The sequence below is a fragment of the Lentilactobacillus dabitei genome, from assembly GCF_019061365.1.
GTDB classification, from domain to species: Bacteria; Bacillota; Bacilli; order Lactobacillales; family Lactobacillaceae; genus Lentilactobacillus; species Lentilactobacillus dabitei.
The window spans coordinates 41297-52888 of record NZ_JAHPPD010000007.1; the positions used below are offsets into that span (position 1 = coordinate 41297).

The window sequence follows — 11592 nt, forward strand, 5'->3', positions numbered from 1 at the left end:
TGGTTAATTAAAACGGCTCGATAACCATAATGGTCATCAAACCGTTTTTTTGACGCTTAATATTTAATTAATCACCATTAAAAATCGAATTTTTAAGGATAACGTAATCAACTTTAGTAATGTCATTCAACTTGCGACCACCAGCATATGAAATGGATGACTGCAGGTCTTGCTGCATTTCGTTCAAGGTGTCGGCAATGTGACCACGGTATGGTACCAGCATTTGGCGACCTTCGACGTTTCGGTAGGCGCCTTTTTGGCGTTCTGAAGCAGATCCCCAGTATTGCTTGTACTTCTTGCCATCAATACTGATGAGGTTACCTGGTGTTTCTTCGTGACCAGCCAAAAGTGAGCCGATCATGACCATTGAAGCCCCGAAACGGATTGATTTAGCGATATCGCCGTTATAACGAATACCACCATCAGCGATCATTGGCTTTCTTGCAGCCTTTGAGCACAAACGCAGGGCGGCTAACTGCCAGCCGCCAGTACCAAAGCCGGTCTTCAGCTTAGTGATACATGCTTTACCAGGGCCGATACCAATCTTGGTGGCGTCAGCACCCGCGTTTTCAATTTCTCGAATGGCTTCTGGCGTTCCAAGATTTCCGGCAATCAAGAAACTATCCGGAAGTTGTTCCTTGATATAATGAATCATTTGAATGACGTAATCAGAATGACCGTGGGCAACATCAATCGTGATATACTCAGGCTTTTGGTTGTCAGCAACCAGCTGATCGATAAATTCATATTCCGCAGGTTTGATACCAACACTGATTGAGGCATAAAGATTTAGCGAATGCATTTTCTTAATAAATGGTTCCCGCTTTTCAGGTTGGAAGCGATGCATCACGTAGAAGTAGTCGTTTTGAGCCAACCAGATAGCAAGGTCGTCATTAATAACAGTTTCCATATTTGCAGGAACAACGGGGATCTTGAATGTCTTAGGACCAAACTTAACGGATGTGTCAGCCTCACTTCTACTCTTAATGATATTCTTGTTAGGGATAAGTTGAATGTCTTCGTAATCAAATACTTCCATGATTTACCTCCGAGGTTTTAGGACAGCTCTACAAAGCAGGCATCTGCGTATAAGCACTGGGTTACATAGATTAATGGTGCTCCGCAAAGCAGTAATCTGCGCGTAAGCACCTTCTCCAAAAATCCCAGAATCGGGGATTCCCGGAGAAGGAGACTTACACTCCGATTACTAACCGCTTTGCTACGCACACTACCACACTTTTTTAACAACATTAGTCTGCTCTCTGTCAGGGCCGACCGAGAAAGTTGCATAAGGAACACCGACTGCTTTTTGGACATGGTTCAAATAATTCTGGGCATTGGCTGGTAATTCATCAAATGTGTGACACTTGGTGATGTCTTCGTCCCAGCCAGGGAGTTCTTCATAAACGGGTTTGTAATTGTCGAGTTCCCTTAAAGTAGCGGGATAATGATCAATCTTTTGACCGTTTAATTCATAAGCAACACAGATTTTTAAAGTTTTAATGCCAGTTAAAACATCTAAACAGTTCAGAGCTAAATGGGTATAACCACTGACTCTGGCGGAATGTCTGAGAACCACACTGTCAAACCAGCCGATTCGACGAGGCCGTTTCGTCACAACACCGTATTCGTGGCCGACTTCTCGGATGTGATCGCCGGTTGCGTCCTTTAGTTCAGTTGGGAAGGGACCTTCGCCAACTCGTGATGTGTATGCTTTGCAGACGCCGATGACATTTTTGATCCGGTTAGGACCAATGCCAGTTCCGACGGCTGCGCCACCTGCGCTTGGGTTCGAAGAAGTGACAAACGGATAAGTCCCGTGGTCGACATCTAGCATGACACCCTGAGCACCTTCAAACAGCACGTTTTTATCATCATCTAATGCGTTGTTAATTACATAGGAAGCATCAATGACGTATGGACGGATCCGATCGGCGTATTCATTGTATTCATTAAAGATCGTATCGAAGTCCAACGGCTTAGCATCATAGATTTTTTCTAGCAATTCATTTTTGGCCTTGAGATTCCTGCGAAGTTTTTCTTCAAATGATTTTTTGTCAATTAAATCAGCAATTCGAATTCCGATTCGTTCGTATTTATCCATGTAGGCTGGGCCAATTCCCTTATTGGTTGTTCCAATCTTGGAATCTTTCTTTTGTTCCTGCAGGCCGTCGAATAGAATATGGTAGGGCATGATTACCTGTGCCCGGTTGGAAATCCGGAGGTTCTCAGTGCTGATACCATCTTTCTTCAAATTGTCCATTTCGTTGATCAAAGATTTGGGATTAACCACCACGCCGTTACCAATGACACTGTACTTTTCCTGGTCAAAAATGCCTGACGGGATCAGTTGCAAGTGGTAACTATGGCCGTTAAATACAATGGTGTGACCGGCATTATCGCCGCCTTGATAGCGAGCGATAATATCTGCACTTTGGCCGAAGAAATCGGTGATTTTACCCTTCCCTTCGTCGCCCCATTGACTTCCAACAATCACAATAGATGACATATGAACACCTCTATATTTTATTGCCAGGTCCGTACCCAGCATTTTTAATTCTACCAACATGGCAGTCATTAATCAACAAAAACGTTAATAATTTTAGGAGTTAAAACGGTTAAAGTTCGACTTTAAATCCGGATACGAACATAACGTGAAGATTTCTTCCATAATATGGTCAAAACATGAACTATATGCTATCATTATGATGTTAATATTTAGTGGAAAGGAAACGACATGATAGATAGATATTCTTTACCAGAAATGAGCAAAATTTGGTCCCTGCATAATCAATATGACGCATGGCTTAAAGTAGAAATTGCGATTGATGAGGCTTGGGCTAAGCTAGGTAAGATCCCCGCTGAAGACGTTGAAAAGATTAAAAAGAATGCGAAGTTTGATGTCGATGGCATCGCTGAAATTGAGGCGGTCACCCATCACGATATTGTTGCCTTTACTCGAGATGTTTCAAAGTCACTTGGTCCGGAAAAGAAATGGGTCCATTATGGTGTCACCAGCACAGATGTTGTGGATACAGCTTATGGCGTTCGGATTAAGCAAGCCAACAAAATTATTAAGGAAGATATTGATCATTTTATCGATGTAATCGCTAAGCAAGCGAAGAAGTACAAGGATACGGTCATGATTGGCCGGACCCACGGTGTTCAAGCTGAGCCAACGACTTTTGGGCTGAAATTAGCCCGTTGGTACTCAGAAATGAATCGGAATAAGCGCCGGTTTGCAACTGCATCAAAAGAATTGGAAGCTGGCCAAATTTCTGGCGCCGTTGGAACTTTTGCCAATGTGCCACCGTTTGTTGAACAGTATGTGTGTGATTCACTTGGATTGCATGCTCAGGAAATTACCAGCCAGATTCTGCCGCGAGATTTGCATGCCGATTATATTTCAACCCTGGCATTGATTGCCACCAGCTTGGAAGAGTTTGCGACTGAAATCCGTGGTTTACAACGTTCTGAAATTCATGAAGTTGAAGAGCATTTTGATGCTGGTCAAAAGGGCTCTTCCGCAATGCCTCACAAGAAGAATCCAATTGGCTCAGAGAATATCTGCGGGTTGGCAAGGGTGGTTCGTGGGCACATGATTACCGCCTATGAAGATGTCCCATTGTGGCATGAACGAGATATTTCGCATTCATCCGCAGAACGAATCATTATTCCAGATACATTGATCTTGCTAGATTACATGCTCCATCGTTTCTCCCGAATTTTGGAACGATTAACAGTCTTCCCAGAACGAATGAAGAAAAACATGGGCTTAACGTATGGCTTGATTTATAGCCAACGTGTCATGTTGAAATTGATTGATTCAGGCATGACCCGAGAACAGGCATATGATTTAGTTCAACCACTGACCAAAAAATCATGGGATGAAGGTGTTCAATTCCGTGACTTGGTCGAAGCTGATAAGAAGATTACTGATGCCTTAAGCGAAGATCAAATTGCTGACGCCTTTGATTATCATTATCACATTCGTCATGTGGATGAGATATTTGCCCGAGTGGGATTGGAATAAATAAGTGAGCGGATCCAAGCGGTTAGGGATCGGAATGTAAGTCTCCTCGAACAGAAATTCCGGTTTTGGGAATTTTTGTTCGAGGTGCTTACATGCAGATCCCTGCTTGGAGGAGCTGTCCTAAAATAAGTGAGCGGATCCAAGCGGTTAGCAACCGGAGCGTAAGCCGCCTCCGAGGGGAATTCCTGATTCTGGAATTTTTCTCGGAGGTGCTTACGTGCAGGTTGCTGCTTGGAGGAGCTGTCCTAAACCCCAGTCCAACTTCTTTCCAATCACAATAAAAAAATACAAGTTCCACAAGCCAGATTTTAAGCAATTGTTGGCTTGTGGAACTTTTTTTAAAAGAATTATTGACAATTCAGTTGAAAAGGCTTACATTAATTACGCAATCGTTTGCGTAATTTTTAAATACTGAATAGAGGAGTGATATTCTTTGGACAATTGGTGGAGGAATGCTGTTATTTATCAAGTATATCCTGCAAGCTTTCAAGATAGCGATGATGATGGCATCGGTGATTTAAAGGGAATTACGAGCAGGCTAGATTATATAAAAAAATTGGGGGTCGATATTGTTTGGTTAAGTCCAATATACGAATCACCGCAAGTTGATAATGGCTATGATATTTCTGATTATCAGGCAATTAATCCAACGTTTGGTGATATGGCGGACTTCGATGCATTACTTGCCAAGGCACATTCACTAGGCCTCAAAATTATGATGGATCTAGTGGTTAACCATACTTCGGATGAGCATAAATGGTTCCAAGAATCACGTAAGGGTAAAGATAATCCATATCGAGATTACTACATTTGGCGAGATGGAAAGAATGGTGAAAATCCAAATAACTGGGGATCCTTTTTTACGGGTCCAGCTTGGAAATATGATGAAGAAACTGATCAGTATTACCTGCATCTATTTGCCCCCCAACAGCCGGATCTAAATTGGGAAAATCCCAAGATGCGTCATTCAATTTATGACATGATGAACTGGTGGGCTGATAAAGGAGTCGACGGTTTTCGAATGGATGTCATCAATTATATTTCTAAGCCGAAGGGACTCCCTGATGGTAAAAAAGCTGATCACGAAAAGTATGCTAATCCTGAGCCGCTCGTTGCCAACGGTCATCGGATCCACGAATTCTTGCAGGAAATGCACCAAAATGTGATGAGTAAGCATGATTTGGTAACTGTCGGTGAAATGCCCGGTGTAAATGTAACTGAAGCTCGACAATATGCCAACTTCGATGACAAGGAACTTAACATGGTTTTTCAGTTTGAGCACATGGGGTTAGATGGCAGTGATAATCCAACGTTGGGTCGTTGGGGAGATCGTAAAGCATCTTTGAAAGATTTGCGGGCTAATCTAACCAAATGGCAGGAAGCGTTATCAGGAACAGCATGGAATTCGCTTTATTGGGATAATCATGATCAGCCGAGGGTGGTTTCTCGCTTTGGGGATGATTCGACTGAGGAGAATCGAGTGCTTAGTGCCAAAATGCTTGCAACCATGCTTCACATGCAACAAGGAACGCCTTATATCTTCGAAGGTGAAGAAATTGGAATGACTAACGCATATTTCAAGTCAATTGATGACTATGTTGATATTGACTCGATTAACGCCTATCAACAATTCGTTGAAGATGAACATCTCATTGATAGTAAATCAATGATCAAATATTTGGGACTTCATAGCCGAGATAATGCGAGAACACCAATGCAGTGGAGTTCGGGTAAAAATGCCGGCTTTTCAGCACATGAGCCTTGGGAACACATGAATTCAAATTATAAAACGATCAATGTCGAACGAGCGCTCGCAGATCCCGATTCAGTCTTTTATTACTACCAAAAGTTAATTGAGTTGCGACACACGCTGCCGGTAATTACTGACGGTAAATATCAATTGGTTGCTGGCAATGAAAATGATGAGGAAGTCTATGCCTTCACACGGAAAAATACCGAGATGACCCTACTAGTTATTTTAAATGACACAGCACATGACTTAAATCGTCATTATGATGCTCCAAAAGATGCAAAATTATTAATTAGTAATTACGCGGATGACCTTGGTGATCACCTGCGTCCATTTGAGGCAAAAGTTTACTCTTATTAAAGTATGAACGTCCCTTAAAATCTAAATTGAGAAATATTGAATTATCTGTTAAATCCTTAGGGGGAATTAATATGTCAAAAGTTACCAACGTTTCACCAGAAGATTCTGCGCCTACGCCTGAGCAGGGTACTCTCGACAATCAAATGCCAACGTTACCGATGAGAACCATCTTTGCCATGACGTTTGGTTGTATTGGGGTGAACATGGCATTTACATTGCAGGGCTCACAAATGAGTCGAATCACCCAGACCATTGGGGTTAATCCAAACAGCCTCGGTTTCTTCTTTCTATTACCACCATTGTTAGGGATGATTGTCCAGCCATTATTAGGAAAATATTCTGACCGGACTTGGACTCGCTGGGGTCGGCGAATTCCATACTTATTATTTGGAACACCGATTGCTGTGATCGTCATGATTATGTTGCCGTTTACCGGATCCTTTGGGTTTGGCTATGGTTCGTTATTAGCACTTTCATATGCAGCGATTGCCATTGCATTGATGGATTTGTTTAGTAATATCTGTTTGGCGCCCTACCGAATGCTTGCTGGTGACATGGTTAACAATGATCAGAAAAATTTGGTATGGTCGTGGCAGCAAATTTTCAGTTATGCAGGCGGAATTTTAGCCGCACTGTTACCTTATATTTTGACAATGTTTGGCATGTCAAATACCGCTGCCAAAGGAGAGGTACCAAAGACAGTTATCTGGGCTTACTTGATTGGTGCTGCAGTATTGTTAGTGACTAGTTTTGTAACAATTTTTAATGTTAAAGAATATGATCCCAAAACGCTGGCCAAATATCATGGAATTGATTTACAAAAACAGGCTGCCAAAACGCCTAGTCTTTGGAGCTTGGTCAAAACGGCTCCCCGCGCTTTCTGGGAACTTTCAATTGTCCAATTGTTCAGTTGGATCGGGATTATGTATACTTGGACCTATGCAACCGGCGCCATGGCTAATAATATTCGGCATACAAGTGACCCAGCTTCAGCAGGCTTTCAAGCTGCCGGTAATTGGTATGGGGTAATGACGGCGTTTTATAGTGTTGCCGCTCTGCTTTGGGGCTTTGTCTATGCGAAAACCAAGCCAACCCAACGAAAATTCTGGTATTCATTCGGACTATTTGCCGACGCAATTAGTATTATTATCACTGCAACTACCGGAAATAAATGGATTGCGCTTGCCGCATTTGCCTTATATGGCATTGGTAATTTCACCATTAATACATTGCCATTTACGTTATTAACATCGTCACTCGATGGTCAAAATGAGGGGGCTTATCTTGGTTTATTTAATATCGCAATTTGTTTACCACAAATTTTTGGCTCCTTGTTAAGTTTTCTGATTTTTCCAATGCTTGGAAATAGCCAATCAATGATGATGGTTATCGGCTTTGTTACGATGGTTATCGGTGGCTTCTCCGTTTATATTGTTCACGAGGGTAAGTGAGCATGATATCACCACTCAACATAATTGCTATTCCATTTTACGAAAATTTGGGTAGAATTAATACTAAATGAATGAAAGGAGATCGTCGAATGGCAGCCACAATTAAAGATATCGCGAGAAAAATTGGGGTTGCCCCGTCGACGGTATCCCGAGTTCTCTCGAATAAACCGGGAGTTGGACCAGCAATGACTGAGAGAATTCGTAAGGTTGCTAAAGAACTAGGATATAAAAAGAACCGGGCAGCTGTGGAACTTGTTAAGCAGCGCAGCAATGTAATTGCCGCGGTTGTGAGTTCAGTTAAAACGAGCTTTTCAGGCCAAATTATTGATGGGATTCAAGCTGAAGCTGAGAAAAATGGTCTAAATTTGATCATTGTTTATTCTCATAGTGCTGATCCAGTTGAGCAGAAGAAGGCACTACTAACCGTGATTGAACGGCCAGTTAGGGGGATTTTGTTGTTATCGATCGCTCTTGCAGCTGATAATGTTGCGTTACTGCAAGAATCTCAAATTCCATTTTGCTTTCTGTCAATTAGTCTCGATGATCCTGCATTACCGTTTGTGAGTTCTGACGATTGGCAGATTGGCTACCAAACAACTCAATTTCTACTGAATAAAGGTCACCGGAAAATTGGATTGGCTGCAATTGACAAGTATCCTTATACCGGTCGCTTGCGGTTAGCTGGCTATCGGCAAGCACTCAAAGAGGCCGGTATTCTTCCACGGGATCAATGGGTTCAACTTGGCGATTATAGTTATGCGGCTGGGAAGCAAGCCATGGTAAACTACGGTGCTCATACAGAGTTAACAGCCATCATCGCTGGGAGTGATGCAGCTGGGGTTGGCCTTCTTAATCAAGCGCGAATTCTCGGATTGAAAGTGCCTGACGATATTTCAATTCTAAGCATTGATGGTACAGAGATGTGTGAAATGGTACAACCACAGCTGACCAGCATTTCCCAAGATTTTTACAAGATGGGCATTGAGGGGGTCAAATATCTCCAATCGATTGAAATGCATCCGGCCGCTAAAAAGATCCAACAGGAATATACACCAGTTCAAATTGTAGAACGCCAAAGTATCAACAATTTAACAAATAATTGAGCATTCCAAGCAATCGAGTGCCCAGCTGGGCTACAGATTAGGGCGAATGGGAATTTGGTCTCAGAATTCAAGTGAAAAACGGCAGTGCATTCTGATTTTGGAATGCATTGCCGCTTTTGCTTAATGATGGAGAACCGGTGCTTGTTGTAAACTTGATCATTATAAAATTCTGATCGGAGTTGACTTCACAAACAATTTACCGACTAATACTTAGACAGTTTTATTATTCAAAAGTGACCACTTAGTGGGGCTAACTTACCGGTTACCCAAAATAGCTATGCAAAGTGTCCAATAAATGGTCTAATAATACTTGTACCAGGAAGAGATGGTGTTCATGAAAGTTCGTGTGGAAATTGACGATGATCTGCAAAACAAGGAAATTGTCATTAGGACACCCAAATATGATGCCGAGGTTTCACAATTGGTTGATGTTCTTAATGCTCAGACTAGAGAAGTTCAATCGCTGGTTTTCTACAAAGGTGATAGTGAATATTACCTTGATCCGAGTGATATCTTGTTTTTTGAAACTGAGAATCGGCAAGTCCATGCCCATACGGTTGACGATGAATACGTGATCCATCACCGGCTATACGAACTGGAGATGATGCTGACTGGGGAGTTCATCAGAATTTCCAAGTCAGCAATCATCAATTTGCACAACATCCTTTCCTTGACACGCTCGGTAGCGGGTGTGGTGGTGAAGTTTCAAGATTCCAATAAGCAGGTTTATGTATCCAGACGGTATTACCGACCTTTGAAAGACCGACTGGAAAGGAGAGGGTAAGTGAAATGAATCGAATAAATCGACACCGGTGGATTGCTGGAATTGTTTTTCTAGCGGCCGCCATTGCATGGTTGGTTGTTGGGATGGGCTGGTTGAATTTCCACATTAGTATCTTCACGATCGTGATGACGATCATTCTGGCAATTATTCTGTTATCTTCATTAGTGGATCTCAACATTGCTGGGAGCGTTTTTTCACTGGCATTTCTAAGTATGTTATACGCGGCTCCACTTGGAATCACAAAAATGGTTCCTTGGTCGATTTTGGGCATTGCACTTTTGGTGACAATCGGATTGTCAATTATTTTTCACCCACATTATTACTGGCATCATGGCCGTGCATGGAAGCGGGCATCTGGGTGGGACTATGGTGATGATTGGGGCGATGAAACAATCAATTCATCAGAGCATTCCACTACCACGATTAATGCCTCGATGGGGGATACAGTTCGCTATATTGAATCGAATGATTTTAAATTGGCGACTATCCACGCCTCAATGTCGGGTGTTAAGGCGTATTTTGATAAGGCCGTCATTACCGGCGATGAAGCAACAATCAATGTGGACGGCTATATGTGTGGCATCAAGCTGTTTGTGCCGAAAGATTGGCAGATCGTTAATAATATTGATCCATATATGAGTAATATTGAAATTTTTAGTAGAGATTCACCGCATGACGGCCCAACTGTATATCTAACGGGGAAAGTCAGCCTGGGTGGTCTGCAAGTTTATTACATTTAGGATGTCAAACCATTAATATCTCAAAATTAAAGGGATCAAATGCACGCGAAAGAATTGGTAGACGCTTGCATTTGATCCTGATTTTGTTGGCAAAGCTAAAAATAATTGGCTGTGAGTGCCAATGCAAAATAAGTGGCTCACTTATTCCAAGTAACCTTCAAATCAATCATATAGAAAATAAACGGACTTCAGTATGCATCATCATATCAGGGGAAGCGGCTGGGAATCAATATGATGGGGATACAAGTGATTTCATTCTAAATTTCGCCATGTCTGCCGGTGTCCAAAAAGCGAATCGTATCGCCCACAATTTCATAAATTAGTAGCCAACTTCCCTTAATAAAGAGTGCTCGCTGGGGTTTGCGACTTTTGATAACGTGGTCGTCATATTTTTCGGCGACTGGCTGACCGTTAAGTAGCTGTTGCTCGATTTTACTAAAATCAGCTTTTGAATAGCGATTCGCGCGGACCATATTTTGATAATGTTTTTTGAAACGTGACTGATATTTGGGCTTGTATTTCATTGCTTTTCCTTCTCAAAAATGATTTGATGATGGTAAAATTAAACGTTATTTTACGATGGTCAACCCTTCAAAGTAGGTGAGCAGTTTGATAGGTAGAAAATTGATGGGTGGCTTCTTAATTGTTGTTCTAAATATCTCTGGGATTATTTTGCTAGTCGATCCAGTGGTGAGCTTCATTCACGGTCAGTTCGATTGGTTGACCATTATCGGAGTTGTCAGTGTCATTTTATTCCTTATGATCATAGATTGGCAATCAATTTTGGCGGTGAGGAGACATGATTGAAGGCTGGACAGTTCCAACATTCCTGTGGATATGTAGATTAGGACTGCTCCGCAAAGCAGAAAGCTACACATAAAAAACTCTGCCAAAAATTTCAGAACCGGGAATTTCTGGCAGAGGAGACTTATGCTCCGCTTTCTAACCGCTTTGCTCCGCACACTTACTTTTGCACACAACAAAAAAAGATAAGGCGGGGGAAGCCTTATCTTTAGTATCAATATTCTGAGGGGAATATGAATATGAAAAGCAACAAATTAATGGGGGGATTAATTTATCACTCATTATTGGGGGGTGAGAAGAAATAAACATTGTTTATCTCTTTCCATGCTTTTAATATACAGGACAAATATTACTAAAAAATGGCGAAATTATGATTTTTTTGTGAACTCACAAAAAGGGAGTGGAAAAGCCTGCTGTGTCGCGATATGTATTTTGGAAAAAAAGAACTGTGACAAATAAAATTCATTTTGTCGCAGTTCGCTGAATATGAAGTGCCCTACAATTGTTAGACAAGTAAGTCTAATGATTGTGGGGCTTTTCTTGTGACAAAATATAGTAGTCAATTCA

Annotated in this window: 9 protein-coding genes; 6 read left to right on the forward strand and 3 right to left on the reverse strand. The window is 41.8% G+C overall.

From position 1 onward, the window contains the following. Window positions 1-67: 67 nt before the first annotated feature. On the reverse strand, window positions 68-1039 hold the full coding sequence (locus tag KTE19_RS02055) for a GMP reductase (protein WP_217341497.1): 972 nt from the start codon (window positions 1037-1039) through the stop codon (window positions 68-70). Window positions 1040-1228: 189 nt separating this feature from the next. Then, a complete protein-coding gene (locus KTE19_RS02060; protein ID WP_217341498.1) occupies window positions 1229-2509 on the reverse strand; it encodes an adenylosuccinate synthase in 1281 nt (426 codons plus the stop codon). A 228-nt stretch (window positions 2510-2737) separates the two neighbouring features. Here KTE19_RS02060 and purB point away from each other — a divergent pair, with 228 nt between their 5' ends. The 6 genes from purB to KTE19_RS02090 all read left to right on the forward strand — a co-directional run bounded on the left by purB (window position 2738) and on the right by KTE19_RS02090 (window position 10221). Next, window positions 2738-4033 (forward strand): adenylosuccinate lyase, encoded by a 1296-nt coding sequence (gene purB, locus KTE19_RS02065; RefSeq protein WP_217165299.1) that lies wholly within the window; start codon window positions 2738-2740, stop codon window positions 4031-4033. 433 nt (window positions 4034-4466) lie between these two features. After that, window positions 4467-6143, forward strand: a complete 1677-nt coding sequence (locus KTE19_RS02070; RefSeq protein ID WP_217165272.1) for a glycoside hydrolase family 13 protein — start codon at window positions 4467-4469, stop codon at window positions 6141-6143. Window positions 6144-6286: 143 nt separating this feature from the next. Then, window positions 6287-7594, forward strand: a complete 1308-nt coding sequence (locus KTE19_RS02075; protein ID WP_430681867.1) for an SLC45 family MFS transporter — start codon at window positions 6287-6289, stop codon at window positions 7592-7594. Window positions 7595-7683: 89 nt separating this feature from the next. Continuing rightward, the gene (locus KTE19_RS02080) at window positions 7684-8697 is read left to right on the forward strand and encodes a LacI family DNA-binding transcriptional regulator (RefSeq protein WP_217341500.1); all 1014 of its coding nucleotides are present in this window, start codon (window positions 7684-7686) and stop codon (window positions 8695-8697) included. Window positions 8698-9031: 334 nt separating this feature from the next. Beyond that, window positions 9032-9481 (forward strand): LytTR family DNA-binding domain-containing protein, encoded by a 450-nt coding sequence (locus KTE19_RS02085; protein ID WP_217165279.1) that lies wholly within the window; start codon window positions 9032-9034, stop codon window positions 9479-9481. Window positions 9482-9486: 5 nt separating this feature from the next. After that, the gene (locus tag KTE19_RS02090) at window positions 9487-10221 is read left to right on the forward strand and encodes a LiaF transmembrane domain-containing protein (RefSeq protein WP_217341501.1); all 735 of its coding nucleotides are present in this window, start codon (window positions 9487-9489) and stop codon (window positions 10219-10221) included. A 257-nt stretch (window positions 10222-10478) separates the two neighbouring features. Here the strand turns inward: KTE19_RS02090 and KTE19_RS02095 are convergent, their stop codons facing one another. Next, window positions 10479-10745 carry a type II toxin-antitoxin system RelE/ParE family toxin gene (locus KTE19_RS02095; RefSeq protein ID WP_217341502.1) on the reverse strand — a complete coding sequence of 89 codons (267 nt, stop codon included), beginning with the start codon at window positions 10743-10745 and terminating at the stop codon, window positions 10479-10481. Window positions 10746-11592 lie beyond the last annotated feature (847 nt).